Genomic DNA, 13,601 nt, shown 5'->3' with positions numbered 1-13,601 from the left:
CGTCATTCGCTGACCGCAGGTGCCTCGACGCGGTCGGGACGGGGCGCCGGCGTATCAGCGTTCGCACTGCTCTGGGGGGAGCGATGGAACAGGCTCATCGCAGAGCCGACGACCAGGGTGACCACCACGCCCGCCGGTACCAGCCATTGGGCGGCGATCGCTGTCGGGACGGTGGCTCCGGCCGCGGTGACGTCGATCTTCACGCCGCGCACGAGGTACGTCATCACACCGACCGTCACCAGGAACGCCACGACGGAGTCGGTCTCGCTTGCCCGCCGGACGATCCGGCCGAGCAGGAACGCGCCGAGCAGCGCGCCGTAGGTGTAGCCGGCGATCGTCAGGCCTGTGAGGTAGACGTTCCCCGTACTGGTGCTGAAGGCACAGGCAAAGACCGCCATCAGCACCGCCCACACCAGGGTCATGACCCGGGCGAGCTTGAGCATGAACTCCTCGGAGGGAGCCGTGCGGAGGAAGCTGTGGATGATGTCGGCGACGGTCGAGTTCGACATGGAGTTCAGTGCCGCGGACAGCGAGCCCATGGCGGCTCCGATGATGCCGGCCACGAGCAGGCCGGAGATCACCACGGGCAGTCCGTGCAGGATGAAGCTCGGGTAGAGGTTGTCGGAGCTGCTCAGGCCGAGCTCCTGGAAGCTCCTGCCCTTGTTGTAGGACCACAGCAGGGCGCCGACGAGGGAGAAGGCGGCGAACTGGACGGTGACGAAGACACCGGAGGCGATCATGGCCTTCTGGCCGTCGCGCAGCGATCGGGTGGTCAGGATGCGCTGAACGATCAATTGGTCGGAGCCGTGGCTGGCCATCGCGAAGATGGCGCCGCCGATGATCGCGGTCGGCAGGGCGAACGGACTGGTGAGAATGTGCGCCAGGTCGAAGTTGGTGTCGATGAGCTTGAAGTGGCCCGAATGCAGGGCGCGTGAGACGCCGTTGCCCCCGACGTGTGCGTACAGCACGGCGATGGCGAGGATGGCGCCGCCCAGGTAAAGGCCCATCTGGATGGTGTCGGTCCAGATGACGGCCTTGATGCCGCCGAGGTAGGTGTAGACGACGGTGATCACCGTGAGCACGATGATGATGGTGCGGAAGCTCGTGTGCATGCCGAGCTCGTCGAGGAGCAGTTTGATCGGGATCGCGGATGCGAAGAGCCGGACGCCCTCGGCGAGAAGCCGGGTGAAGACGAAGGTCACCGAGGCGAGGCCCTGCAGTTTCAGCCCGAAGCGGCTTCCCAGGTACTGGTAGGCGCTGACGAAACCGCCACGTTTGTACAGGGGGATCAGCACCGTGGCCACGACAACCCGGCCGATCACGTAACCAAGGGCCAGTTCGACGTTGCCGAAGCCCTGCCCGCTGTACGCGCCGCCGGGCACGCTGATGACAGTGAGCACGCTGGTCTCGGTGGCCACCACGGAGAACGAAACGGTCCACCACGGCATATGGCTGTCGCCGACGAAGTAGTCCTTGGCCGTCCTCTGCCGACCTGCCAGGCGCAGTCCGATCACGGAGATCGCCACCAGGTAGATGACGATCACCACGAGGTCGAGTTGGCGCACGCTCACTCCTAGGCGAGGGCCGGCACTGTCACCGGCGGGTTGGGGTCGGCGGGGAGGCTCGTACACCGCTGCGCATGCCGTGGGGGCCGCGGGGCCGTGGGGCCGTCCCACAGCGCGGCACGGCACCCGGGCCCGCACAGGAGCACCGCCACTGCTGCTGCCATACGGCACCAACCCCTCGTGTCTCCGGATCCGCCGCAGCGGACGGGCACGGGACGGCCGGAAGAGCGGTGACCGGCGCGGATCCCGGTGCAGCGAGTATCGGAAGACAAGACTCCGCATGTCAATAAGTAACCTAAGGAAATTCATTACGTTAATTTTTGACGCACCATCGGACGGTGGTTAACGTGACATCCACCCGCTCAGGAGGAACGCCACATGGCCCGCCAGGAAACGCAGAGCACATCACCCCGCTCAGGGGAGGGGCGCTCCTCCGCCGACACCCTGGCCCGCATCCGTGCGGCTCTGCCGTCCCTGGCGCCTTCGGAGCGGCGCGTGGCCGAGGCCGTCCTGGCCGACCCCGCACGGACCTCGGAGCTGACGATCGGCGTACTCGGCAAGCGGGCCAACACCTCGGTGACGACCGTCATGCGGTTCTGCCGGACCCTGGGGATCGGCAGCTACCCCCAGCTGCGCCTCGCACTGGCCGCAGCCGCGGCCCGTGAGCGCGTGCTCGGCGGCGAACGCCCGGCGCCGAGCACGGACATCAGCGCAACCGACACCCTGGACGAGATCGTCAGCAAGATCACCTACAACGAGGTGCGCGCCCTGGAGGACTCCGCGGCCGGACTGGACGTCGAGATACTGGGCCACGCGGTGGACGCCGTGGCGGGGGCCCGGCGGATCGACATCTTCGGCGTGGGTGCCAGCGCTTTCGTCGGCCAGGACATGCACCAGAAACTGCACCGGATCGGCCACATGGTGTTCATCTGGACCGATCGGCACGCCGCCCTCACCGCAGCCGCCCTCCTCCGGCCCGGCGACGTCGTCCTGGCCATCTCCCATTCCGGCGAGACCGAGGACACCGTAGAGCCCCTGCAGGCCGCCGCCGAACGCGGCGCCACCACCATCGCCCTGACCAACGATCCGCGATCCACCCTCGCCGAGAACGCGGACCTCGTGCTGACGACCTGCGCCCGGGAGACACCCTTCCGGTCCGGTGCGACCGTCAGCCGGATCGCCCAACTGGCCGTTGTCGACTGTCTTTTCGTCGGCGTCGCACAACGTTCCTTCGAGGCCACGACCGTGGCGCTCCACGAGACCTACGGGGTTGTCCAGCGCCGCGGACACCGACAGCCGCAGCACCCCACCCCGGTCGGCGACTGACGTTCCCAGCAGGCACAGCTTCTCCCGGCGCCAACACGAGAAGGGGCGGGCAACGATCGCGCCGACGGACAGCATCAGTCTCGGCAGGCCAGAGGTCCGCAGCCGGGCATCGCCCCCGCCCCTGGATCGGTCCGTATCGCCTCTTCACCGAGCTCCCGCCCGTGACACCATCGGCAGCATGCAGTACCGGTATGCGACTGAGGCCGACGTGCCCTCCATGGCTGCGCTGTTCGCCGCCAACCACCGAGACGCCCTCACCGAGCGGCAACGCTCCGAGCAGGGCTTCGTCCAGGGCAGTTTCGACGCTGCCGCCCTCCTCGCCATGGTCAGGAGCGGGAGTCTCCTCGTCGCGGAGGCGGCGGACACGGCTGACGCGGCGGACACGGCTGACGCAGCAGGCGCAGCGGACCAGGCAGACGCAGCGGATGAGGCGGGCGGTGGCAGTGGCCGCACGCGGGTGGCCGGTCTGCTCGCACTGTCCGCGCCCGAAAGCGTGACCGCGCCGCCGCCCCCGGTCCGGGCCCTGCTCGATGCTCAGGACTCGATGCGATGGCGGGGGCGGCCACTGAGCGAATCACGGTGGTTGCTGTACGGACCGGTCGTGGTCGACGCCGCCTTCCGGGGCCGCGGGGTGGCCAGGGGGCTGTTCACCATGGCGGTCGAGTCGGCGTGGGGGCGTGCGGATGCCGTGGTGGCCTTCATCGAGGCCGGCAACCGGGCGTCGTGGCGTGTACATGTGGATGGTTTCGGTATGAGTCCGCTCGGTGAATACGTCGCGGCCGGGAGGTCGTACAGCGCGGTGGCCGGAGCTGCGCAGGAGCCGGCCGGGTAGGTAGGTAGTCCCCGGCACACCACCCCCCTGCCCACCCGCCGCCTGTCCGGCAGTCCGCGTGTCCGGCAGTCCGGGGTTCGGCTGCCCGGCCGCTACGGCCGCAGCCGAACCGCCCGCGCCGTCAGCGGGCCGAGGAGTGCCGGGAGGCGATCGGGGCGGCGGGACCGGACGAAGTCCGCCAGTTCCAGTGCTGCCAGCGCGAAGCAGTGCGCCAGCACGGCAGGGCCTGCCACCCGCTCACCGGCCGCCCGGGTCAGGTCCCAGGCCGACGGGTCCGCCTCGTCCTCCGTGAGCAGCGTCGCGTAGTCGTACGCGCGGGTGCCGCTGCCCAGGGCCTCGGCGTCGACCGCCCAGGGGCGGCCTTCCGCGTCCACGACGGTGTTCGCCGGCCGGAGATCGCCGTGGACCAGGTCTCCGGACGGCAGCTCCGCCTCTCCGTACGCCCCCAGCAGCGCGCCGACCTCCGTGGCGAAACCGCGCCCCGCCAGGCCGGTCGCGGCCAGCCGCTCCCGTATGGCCCAGCCGCCGTCGGCCAGCGAATCGCGGACATACCGCGACCAGCAGTGCCCTGGGTCGGCGTCCAGGCCGCGCTGGCTCTCGACGAGCGGGATGAGCAGGCGCGCCGTCGCATCGGTGAGTCCTGGCGCGGGCGGGGCGCCAGGGATGAACCGCTGCACGTGGTACGGGAGTCCGGCCGCCGTCACTCCTGCCGCCAGCCACTCCGGTGTCGCGTACCCGGCCGCCCGTACCGTCGCCACCGCCCGGTGTGCGCGCAGGACCTGCCGGGCCCTGCCGGGGTCGGGCGACCACTTGAGTACGGCCCGGGTGTGGTTGGGGGGCGCGGACAGCAGCCAGGTCTCCGACTGGAAGCCGCCGGTCAGGGGGCGCACCGGACGGAAGCGGGTGCGGTGGATGCGGTTGACCTCGTCGAGGATCCGGCAGGCCGTCTCCCGTGCTGCCGGGGTGTCGGTGGGGGCCACGCGCGGACGGTATCAACGGGCCCGGCAGGCCGCCGCCCGTTTTCGGCCTGCGGCCCCGACCCCGGCGCCGACCGCCGGATCAGGGCTACTAGCCTCGTTCTCATGGCAAAGATTCCCGCAGCAGCCGTAGCAGCCACCGGTCTCATCGGCGGTTTCGCCGTGGCCCGCTGGACCCGGAAGCGCCCTCTCGGCGGCGCGGCTCTCGCCGCCGCCGGCGCGGTCGCCGCCCGGCAGTGGCAGCAGGAGGCGGGTACGGCCAAGGCCGCCGCGCTCACCGGTGTCTACCTCGCCGCGTTCGGCGGGTCCCACCCGCTCGCGAAGAAGATCGGCGCCTGGCCCGCCGTGTTCTCCGTGGCGGGGGCCGTCGCCGCGACGGCGACCGTGGTCGCGCGCCGGGCGTAGCCGGCCCGAGCGCCCCCAGGGGCCATCCGGACCGGGCCGCGTCCCGCCGTATCCGCTCGCAGGCGTTCGCTACGCGCCCAGCGCGTGCGACACCGCGTAGATCACCAGGCCGGCCAGCGCACCGACCACGGTGCCGTTGATCCTGATGAACTGCAGGTCACGGCCGATGTGCGCCTCGATCTTGCGAGAGGTCTGCTCCCCGTCCCAGCCCGCCACGGTGTCCGAGATCAGGGACGTGATCTCGCTGCGGTATGTCGTCACCACGTACACCGCCGCGTCCTCCAGCCACCCCTCCAGCTTCGCCTGGAGGCGGCTGTCGGTCGCCAGCCGGTTGCCCAGGGAGAGCAGTGAGGCGCGGGCGCGCAGCCGCAGTTCGCTCTGCTCGTCCTCCGCCGCCGAGATGATCATGGTGCGTACGGAGGACCACGCCGAGGCGATCACGTCCTGCACCTCGGAGCGGCCCACCAGGTCCGACTTGAGGCGCTCCACCCGCGCCCTGGTGTCCGTGTCCGACTGAAGGTCGGACGCGAAGTCCACCAGGAAGCGGTCCAGGGCGCCGCGTGCCGGATGGGCGGGCATGTCGCGCATCTCCGTGAGGAAGCGCAGCAGCTCCTTGTAGACACGGTCGCCGATCCTCTTGTCCACGAACCGGGGTGTCCAGCCGGGCGCCCCGCCCTGCACCGCGTCCATCACCGAATCGGAGTGGAGGGTCAGCCAGTCGTGAGCCCGGACACAGATCAGGTCGACGACCCGGCGGTGACCGCCGTCGGCGACGACCTTCTCCAGCATCTTCCCGATGCCGGGGGCCACCTCGGCGGCCTCCGCGCGCCGGGTGATCGCCTCGCCGACCACCGCCTGGACGTCCGAGTCGCGCAGCACGGTCAGCGCGCCGCGCAGCGCTGTCGACAGCTCCGCCGTCACCCGATCGGCGTGTTCGGGCTCCGCGAGCCAGGATCCGAGCCGCCCGCCGATGCCCACGGCGCGCAATCTGGCCCGTACGACAGATTCAGACAGAAAATTTTCCCCGACAAAGGAACCAAGTGACTCCCCAAGCTGGTCTTTCTTGTTGGGGATGATCGCGGTATGAGGAATGGGGAGGCCAAGTGGTCGGCGGAACAGTGCCGTCACGGCGAACCAGTCGGCCAGTGCACCCACCATGCCGGCCTCGGCCGCCGCAGCGACGTAACCGGCCCAGGACCCTCCCCCGGTGTGCGAAGCCCAAGTGGCGAGTACGAAAATGAGAGCGACAAGAAGGAGAAGTCCGGTAGCCGTGGTCTTCATCCGGCGGACTGCCCGTCTCTTCTCCTCGTCGCCCGCGCTGTAGGCAACGGAGCCCAGCGGCGCGGTGCCTGTGACGCCTTCCGTCCCGGGTACGGCTCCGGCTTCCGTGTCCCTGCCAGTACGTTCCATCAGCTCCGCCTGCTCCGCCCGTTCCAGCACCTGTACCGCCCCCGTGCGTATTGTCCCTGCATGAGCTACTCCTGGGACGCACGTCGAGTTCCCGAGGAGACCGACCGCCCATGACCAGGCGCCGTGGTTACGCCCTGCTTGCCACGTTGGCGGCAGTGGTGACGCTCGTTTCCGTTGGCATCTTCGCCATGGTGAAGCCACCGGCCACCACCGTGTCGGCCGGGGCCCCCTCGCGGGTCTCCTCGGGGGTGCCCGCTTCCGGCATGTGGACGGGCACCTGGTCGGCGGCCCCCGTCGGACCCGAGCCCGGCACTCCGAACGGTCTCCCCGGCAGCACCATCCGTAACGTCGTGCACACCAGCATCGGCGGCTCGCTGACCCGGATCACCCTCTCCAACCTCTTCGGCAACCGTCCGCTGAAGATCACCGGGGCGTCCGTGGCTGCCGACGGTTCGCTCCAGGCCGTGACGTTCGACGGGCGTCACTACGTCACGATCCCGGCCGGCGGGCAGACCATCAGCGACGCGACCCGCCTCGCGGTCCCCAGCAACGGCAACCTCACGGTCTCCTTCACCACCCCGACACCGAGCGGCCCGGTCACCTACCACCCGCACGCCCGGCAGATCTCGTACGCCAGCCTGGGCGGCCACACCATCGAGACTCCCTACTGGCGCTACCTCACCGCCGTGGACGTCCTGACCCACGAGGCGCGCGGCTCGGTCGTCGTCTTCGGTGACTCGATCACCGACGGCATCACCTCCACCACGGACACCAACCAGCGCTGGACGGACGTACTGGCGGGGCGGCTCGACAACCACTACGGGGTCCTCAACGAGGGCATCAGCGGCAACCGCGTGCTGCTCGACGGCAAGGGCCAGAGCGGTCTCGTCCGCTTCGACCGCGATGTGCTCGGGCGCTCCGGGGTGAAGGCAGTCGTCATCGAGCTGGGCATCAACGACATCCTGCGGCTGCCGCACAACGTGAACGCGCGGCAGATCACCGGCGGGCTGCACAAGATGGCCACGGAAGCGCGGGCCAGAGGGCTGCACGTGGTCGGCGCGACGCTGATGCCCTTCGGTGGCCACTACGGGGTGACTCCTCAGCTGGAGGCCGTGCGCCAGCAGGTCAACGCGGCCATCCGGGCGGGCGGTGTCTACGACTCGGTGGTCGACTTCGACAAGGCGCTGCGCGACCCGTACGCCCCGAGCAGGCTCCGTCCCGCGTACGACTCCGGTGACCACCTGCACCCGAGCGACGCCGGTTACCGCACGATGGCGATGGCCCTCGACCTGGACGCGCTGACCAAGTCCGCTCCGGCCCGCGCCTGACGCGCCCGGCCCTGCCGCGCGGACAGCGGCTGTCAGCAGTGGTCCGGGCCGGTCCCGGACCACTGCTGCCCGCAGCCTCGTGAGTGATCGATGCGTGACAGATCGCCGCGTCGCTGATCGCCGCGTCGCTGATCGCCGCGTCGCTGATCGCCGCGTCGCTGATCGCCGCAGATACTCCTGGCCGCGGTCACTGACGGCCGCGGTCACCGGTAGCTGCGGTCCGCGTACATCTTCGCGATGACGGCCTCGATGTCGGGCTCCCGCACCGCGAGGTCGACCAGCGGGTACGCGGCGGCGACGGCCGCGACGAGCGGTGCGGCCGAGGCCGACGCCGGGAACGTCAGCCACTGCCGCGGCCCCTCCACGCGGATGGTGCGCGCCGACGGGATGTCGATCGGGGGGAGTTCCCGCTCCAGGTCCACCACCAGCGTCCGCTCGCTCTCGCCCACCTCGTGCAGCCCGGCCGGCGCACCGTCGTACATCAGCCGCCCGTGGTCGATCACCATGACCCGCTTGCAGAGCTGCTCGATGTCGCTCAGGTCGTGCGTGGTGAGGAGGACCGTGGTGCCGCGCTCGGCGTTCAGGTCCTGCAGAAACCCGCGGACCTTCGCCTTGGAGATGACGTCGAGGCCGATCGTCGGCTCGTCAAGATAGAGGACTTCCGGGTCGTGCAGCAGGGCGGCCGCGATGTCACCGCGCATCCGCTGGCCGAGCGAGAGCTGGCGTACGGGGACTTCCAGCAGCTCCGCCAGGTCGAGCAGCTCGACACAGCGGTCCATGTTCTCGCGGAACCGGGCGTCGGGGATGCGGTACATACGGTGGGCCAGCCGGTACGAGTCGCGCAGCGGCAGGTCCCACCAGAGGGTGGTGCGCTGGCCGAAGACCACACCGATGCGCTGGGCGAGCTTCGTCCGCTCCCGTGAGGGGTCGAGGCCGGCGACACGGATGCGCCCGGCGCTGGGGGTGAGAATCCCGGTGAGCATCTTGATGGTGGTGGACTTGCCCGCGCCGTTCGGCCCGATGTAGCCGACCATCTCGCCCCGGCCGACCCGGAAGGTGATCCCGTCCACGGCGCGGACCTGGTGTTTCTCTCTGCGCAGGAAGCCGGACTTGCGATGTACGTCGAAGACCTTCTCCAGGCCTTCGAGTTCGATGAAAGCATCGGTCACGGCAGGTCAACTCCCTCGGGTCGGGTGGCTCCGGCGCCGCACCGGGCCCGGCGGCTCCACCCGCCCCCGCCGGGGACGCGGTACTCGGATGCCGGCCACACACGCCAGGACAGGCTGTTGCAGCGCGACAGCGATCAGGTGCGCGACGTCTGCTTCCACGAATCCGCGAGCGTAGCAACGGCCCTCCTGACGCGGCGAGCCGATTTCACCGGCCGCCGGGCGCCGCACGGCCGCGAAACGGGCGGAGTCAGCGCGGCGGCAGCTGGTCGTACGTCCTGAAGGTGTACTGCGCGGACAAGGTGATCGTGTTCCCGGCCGCCGCCGGGACGCCCAGCCGGTCGTCGACGAGCCCACCCAGCGGGCCGCAGCCCCCGGCGGCCGGGGCGCCAAGGGGTCCTGGCACCCTGCCCGCCCGGGTCGGACGCTCACTGTGCAAGGACCCCCCTAGCTCCCCGTACTCCGGTACGACCTCAGCCCCGCCCGCCAGGCCACCCCCGCCAGCGCGCAGCACACCGCTGCCACGAGCGGCGGCGTGAAAGCCAGCCACTCCGGCACGTCCAGAGGGTACGGCCGTCCCAGCACGTAGAGCGCGGGGAGCCAGTTGACGAAGGCGAGCGGGATCACGAAGGTCACCCCGCGCAGCAGATCCTTCGCGAAGACCGTCGGCGGATACTGCAGCAGCGTCACCCCTCCGTAGGTGAAGGAGTTCTGCACCTCCGACGCGTCCTGCGCCCAGAACTGGAATGCGGCGCCCGTCACGAACACCGCCGCGAAGACCACCGCGCCGCTGATCACCATCACCGGCACCATCAGGACCTTCAGAGGTGTCCAGTGGACGTCGACGACCGACAGCGCGTAGCCGAGGACCAGCAGCCCCTGGGTGAGACGGCCCAGCCGGCGCAGCGCGAAGCGGTCGGCCGCTATCTGGGCGATCACCGGGGCGGGGCGCACCAGGAGTGTGTCCAGCGTTCCGTCGCGCACCCGGCGGCCCAGCCGGTCCATCGACCCCATCACCAGGTCGGAGAGGCCGAAGGCGGTCGACGCGACCCCGTACAGAAAGGCGATCTCGCCGAGCGAGTAGCCGCCGAGCCGGTTGACGTGCGAGAACATCAGCAGGATCGCGGCGAAGTCGAGACCGGTCGCCGCGAAGTTACCGAGGGTCGTCATCACGAACGACGCCCGGTACGCCATCGTCGAGCGGATCCACGCCCCCGCGATCAGCCAGTACGCACGTACTCCGTCAACCACCCTGGACCACCACCCTCCTGGTCGCTGCGGTCTGCAGCAGCCGCCCGGCGCCGAGCAGCACCACGGCCCAGCCGGACTGGAAGGCGTACGCGGTCAGCAGGCCCCAGCCCGTCCTCTTGCCCAGGAGGATGTCGGCCGGCACCTGGAGCAGCACCGACCAGGGCAGCAGCCGGGCGATCTCACCCAGCGCGCCGGGAAAGAGGTTCAGCGGGAGCAGCATTCCGGAGAAGAACATCCCGGAGATCCCCGCGATCTGCGCGACGCCCGCTCCGTCCATCAGCCAGAACGCGGAGAGTGCCACGAGATAGCGGATCGCGAAGCTGACGATCACCCCGAGGAGCAGCGACACCGCGAACGCGAGCCACACGAAGGGGTCGGACGGAAGCGCGAGACGGAAGGCGAGCGCCCCCAGTGCCATGGGTGCCACACCGCGCCCCAGGAGCTGGAATCCGGCCCGCCCCAAATCTCCCGCCATCCACCAGAGTTGGAGGTCGGCGGGGCGGTAGAGGTCGATCGCGACGTCGCCGGTGCGGATACGCTCGATGAGTTCCTCCTCCAGGCCGCCGCCCACCATCGCCATCGTCGTCAGCATCGCCTGGCCGAGCCACACATAGGTGAGAGCCTGTGCCTGGTCGTAGCCGCCGAGGTGCGGGCGCTCGTCCCAGAGCGCGATGTAGGTGTACGCCAGGATGAAACCGAAGACGGTGTTGGTGAACACCCCCGCCGCCGTCGCCACGCGGTAGGTCGCGAAACGCCGGAACCCCCCTGCGGCCACGACCGCGTACAGCCGCATGTCTGCCCCCTTCGCGCCGTCGCTCCCCCGCCCGTCCCGCAGGCGCCAAAGCGCACGAGCCTAGACCAGGAGGGGGCGCGCCGCGACCGAATAATCCGCCCGGTTCGAACCGTGCGCCCCAACAGTGTTTTATGGGCGTACAGAGCGATTCACCCCATACGACACCCTTGTGCCGGACGCTGGAGAGACAGTGAGCGACGAGCAGCCGCAGCAGCCCGGCTGGACCCCGCGGAACGCCGGAGCCGGCGGACCGCGGTCACCCGGAGGCACCAACGGCGGCCCGGAGAATCCCGGTGGCCCCGGCACCCCCGGGAAGGCGGCCAAGAAGCGCAAGCGCCCCAAGCGCAAGGGCTGGCGACGGCTGATCCCCACCTGGCGGATGGTCCTCGGCACGGTCCTGGTGATCCTTCTGCTGATCATCGGGGGCTTCATCGCCGGCTACAACCTCGTCGACATCCCCGCCGCCAACACCGCGGCCACCGCACAGAGCAACGTCTACCTCTACTCGGACGGCACCGAACTCGCCCGCGACGGCCAGGTCAACCGCGAGAACGTACAGCTCTCCCAGATCCCCCTCGACGTCCAGCGCGCCGCGCTCTCCGCCGAGGACCGCGACTTCTACTCCGAGAGCGCCATCGACCCCGAGGCCATGGCCCGCGCCGCGTGGAACACCGTGACCGGAAAGGGCACCCAGGGCGGCTCGACCATCACCCAGCAGTACGTCAAGAACTACTACCTCGGCCAGGAACAGACCATCAGCCGCAAGGTCAAGGAGTTCTTCATCTCGATCAAGCTCGACCGCGAGGAGAGCAAGAACGACATCCTCGAGGGGTATCTGAACACCAGTTACTTCGGGCGCAACGCCTACGGCATCCAGGCCGCGGCCCAGGCGTACTACGGCAAGGACATCCAGGACATCGACGTCGCCCAGGGCGCCTACCTCGCGTCCCTGCTCAACGCCCCCAGCGCGTACGACGTCGTGGCACACCCCGAGAACAAGGGCCGCGCCGAGGGCCGCTGGAACTACGTACTCGACGGCATGGTCAAGAAGAAGTGGCTCAGCGCCTCGGCACGCGCCGGCGAGAAGTTCCCGGTACCCGGAAAGGTCAAGCCGTCGTCCGGGCTCTCCGGACAGCGCGGCTACATCATCCAGGCCGTCAAGGACGATCTCACCAGCAACAAGGTCATCGACGAGGACACCCTCGCCACCGGCGGCTACCGCATCACCACCACCCTTCAGCGCAGCAAGCAGAAGGCCATGGCCACCGCGGTCGACGACCAGGTGAACAGCAAGCTCAGCAAGAGCCGCAAGGCCGACCGCAACGTCCGCGTCGGCGGGGCGTCGGTGGAACCCGACACGGGCAAGGTCGTCGCGATGTACGGCGGCATCGACTACACGAAGCAGTACGTCAACAACGCCACCCGCCGGGACTACCAGGTCGGTTCGACGTTCAAGCCGTTCGTCTTCGCCTCGGCCGTGGAGAACCGTTCGAGCACCCAGGACGGGCGGAAGATCACGCCGAACACCAGCTACGACGGCACCAACCACCGCATGGTGCAGGGCCCGAACGGGCCCACCGGCTACGCGCCGGGCAACGAGGACGACGTGTCGTACGGCCACATCACCGTCTCCACCGCCACCGACAAATCCGTCAACGCCGTGTACGCGCAGATGGCCGAGGACGTCGGCCCCTCCAAGGTCCAGCAGACGGCGGTCGACCTCGGTATCCCGAAGAACACCCCCGACCTCAACCCGTACCCCTCCATCGCGCTCGGACCCTCCACCGCGAGCGTCCTGGACATGAGCGAGGCGTACGCGACGCTCGCGGGCCACGGCAAGCACGGGACGTACACGATCGTCGAGAAGGCCACCAAGAACGGCCGGAAACTCCCGCTGCCGAAGAAGAGCACCGTCCAGGGCGTCAGCCGCCAGGCCGCGGACACCACCACCTCCATCCTGCGCAGCGTCGTCGCGAGCGGCACCGGCACCGCGGCGAAGAGCGCGGGGCGGCCGGCGGCCGGCAAGACCGGCACCGCCGAGAACGACAAGGCCGCCTGGTTCGCCGGATACACACCCGACCTGTCCACCGTCATCTCCGTGATGGGCCAGGACCCCACCACCGGAGCGCAGAAACCGCTGTACGGCGCCTTCGGCCTGTCCCGCGTCAACGGTGGCGGCGCGCCCGCGCAGATCTGGGGCCAGTACACGGGAGCAGCGCTCTCGGGGACCCCCGCGACGCGCTTCAGCCTCGACCTCCAGTCGGGCGCGGGACACCAATCGCTGCCGACCCCGGCCGAGAGCTCCGCCTCCCCCTCGGCACCCTCGTCGGAGCCCACGTCGAGCGACGAACCGTCCGGCCCGGCGACCACACAGCCGAGCACCGAGCCCACCCCGCCGCCGGGCGTCCCGTCGGAGACACCCAGCGACGACGACCCGGGCATCATCGGCGGGCTGACGGACGGCGGCACGGACACGGACGGCGGCGCGGACGGCGGAACCGACGACGGTACGGACGGCGGACCCGGGGGCGGCACCACGGGCGGCTGA

The 13,601-nt window shown here is 70.0% G+C and carries 12 protein-coding genes; 5 read left to right on the top strand and 7 right to left on the bottom strand.

Annotated elements, in window-relative coordinates; all coding sequences use genetic code 11:
• Positions 1-2: 2 nt before the first annotated feature.
• The gene (locus OG584_RS22725) at positions 3-1,565 is read right to left on the bottom strand and encodes a sodium:solute symporter (protein ID WP_405780473.1); all 1,563 of its coding nucleotides are present in this window, start codon (positions 1,563-1,565) and stop codon (positions 3-5) included.
• Between the two features lie 378 nt (positions 1,566-1,943).
• Between OG584_RS22725 and OG584_RS22720 the strand changes: the two genes are divergently transcribed.
• Positions 1,944-2,891, top strand: coding sequence for a MurR/RpiR family transcriptional regulator (locus OG584_RS22720; RefSeq protein ID WP_405780471.1), 948 nt, complete (start codon positions 1,944-1,946; stop codon positions 2,889-2,891).
• Positions 2,892-3,069: 178 nt separating this feature from the next.
• Positions 3,070-3,723, top strand: a complete 654-nt coding sequence (locus tag OG584_RS22715; protein ID WP_405780469.1) for a GNAT family N-acetyltransferase — start codon at positions 3,070-3,072, stop codon at positions 3,721-3,723.
• A 92-nt stretch (positions 3,724-3,815) separates the two neighbouring features.
• Here the strand turns inward: OG584_RS22715 and OG584_RS22710 are convergent, their stop codons facing one another.
• On the bottom strand, positions 3,816-4,703 hold the full coding sequence (locus OG584_RS22710; RefSeq protein WP_405780468.1) for a phosphotransferase family protein: 888 nt from the start codon (positions 4,701-4,703) through the stop codon (positions 3,816-3,818).
• 102 nt (positions 4,704-4,805) lie between these two features.
• On the opposite strand from OG584_RS22710, the gene OG584_RS22705 reads away from it, so the two are divergent.
• Entirely contained in the window at positions 4,806-5,105 is a 300-nt protein-coding gene (locus OG584_RS22705; RefSeq protein ID WP_405780467.1) for a hypothetical protein, read from the top strand.
• A gap of 69 nt (positions 5,106-5,174) precedes the next feature.
• Here OG584_RS22705 and OG584_RS22700 read toward each other — a convergent pair whose 3' ends face one another.
• Positions 5,175-6,515 (bottom strand): DUF445 domain-containing protein, encoded by a 1,341-nt coding sequence (locus tag OG584_RS22700; RefSeq protein WP_405780465.1) that lies wholly within the window; start codon positions 6,513-6,515, stop codon positions 5,175-5,177.
• Between the two features lie 110 nt (positions 6,516-6,625).
• Here OG584_RS22700 and OG584_RS22695 point away from each other — a divergent pair, with 110 nt between their 5' ends.
• Positions 6,626-7,843, top strand: coding sequence for an SGNH/GDSL hydrolase family protein (locus tag OG584_RS22695; protein ID WP_405780463.1), 1,218 nt, complete (start codon positions 6,626-6,628; stop codon positions 7,841-7,843).
• Between the two features lie 203 nt (positions 7,844-8,046).
• Here OG584_RS22695 and OG584_RS22690 read toward each other — a convergent pair whose 3' ends face one another.
• The 4 genes from OG584_RS22690 to OG584_RS22675 form a co-directional block, all read right to left on the bottom strand.
• Positions 8,047-9,012 (bottom strand): ATP-binding cassette domain-containing protein, encoded by a 966-nt coding sequence (locus OG584_RS22690; protein ID WP_405780462.1) that lies wholly within the window; start codon positions 9,010-9,012, stop codon positions 8,047-8,049.
• Between the two features lie 247 nt (positions 9,013-9,259).
• Positions 9,260-9,415, bottom strand: coding sequence for a hypothetical protein (locus tag OG584_RS22685; RefSeq protein WP_405780460.1), 156 nt, complete (start codon positions 9,413-9,415; stop codon positions 9,260-9,262).
• Between the two features lie 41 nt (positions 9,416-9,456).
• Positions 9,457-10,260, bottom strand: a complete 804-nt coding sequence (locus tag OG584_RS22680; protein WP_405780458.1) for an ABC transporter permease — start codon at positions 10,258-10,260, stop codon at positions 9,457-9,459.
• Entirely contained in the window at positions 10,253-11,053 is an 801-nt protein-coding gene (locus OG584_RS22675) for an ABC transporter permease (protein WP_405780457.1), read from the bottom strand. Before OG584_RS22675 ends, OG584_RS22680 begins: the two co-directional genes overlap by 8 nt.
• Before the next feature lie 190 nt (positions 11,054-11,243).
• On the opposite strand from OG584_RS22675, the gene OG584_RS22670 reads away from it, so the two are divergent.
• Positions 11,244-13,601, top strand: coding sequence for a transglycosylase domain-containing protein (locus OG584_RS22670; RefSeq protein ID WP_405780455.1), 2,358 nt, complete (start codon positions 11,244-11,246; stop codon positions 13,599-13,601).

Origin of the sequence: Streptomyces sp. NBC_00859, assembly GCF_045161865.1 — a bacterium.
In the GTDB taxonomy this organism is placed as follows: domain Bacteria; phylum Actinomycetota; class Actinomycetes; order Streptomycetales; family Streptomycetaceae; genus Streptomyces.
This window is presented reverse-complemented; position numbering and strand designations above follow the sequence as displayed.

What these genes read in the sequence shown, in the direction of transcription:
- OG584_RS22715 (WP_405780469.1), top strand. Translation starts at nt 3,070, where the DNA reads ATGCAGTACCGGTATGCGACTGAGGCCGACGTGCCCTCCATGGCTGCG.
- OG584_RS22675 (WP_405780457.1), bottom strand. Translation starts at nt 11,053, where the DNA reads ATGCGGCTGTACGCGGTCGTGGCCGCAGGGGGGTTCCGGCGTTTCGCG.
- OG584_RS22705 (WP_405780467.1), top strand. Translation starts at nt 4,806, where the DNA reads ATGGCAAAGATTCCCGCAGCAGCCGTAGCAGCCACCGGTCTCATCGGC.
- OG584_RS22700 (WP_405780465.1), bottom strand. Translation starts at nt 6,515, where the DNA reads ATGGAACGTACTGGCAGGGACACGGAAGCCGGAGCCGTACCCGGGACG.
- OG584_RS22720 (WP_405780471.1), top strand. Translation starts at nt 1,944, where the DNA reads ATGGCCCGCCAGGAAACGCAGAGCACATCACCCCGCTCAGGGGAGGGG.
- OG584_RS22695 (WP_405780463.1), top strand. Translation starts at nt 6,626, where the DNA reads ATGACCAGGCGCCGTGGTTACGCCCTGCTTGCCACGTTGGCGGCAGTG.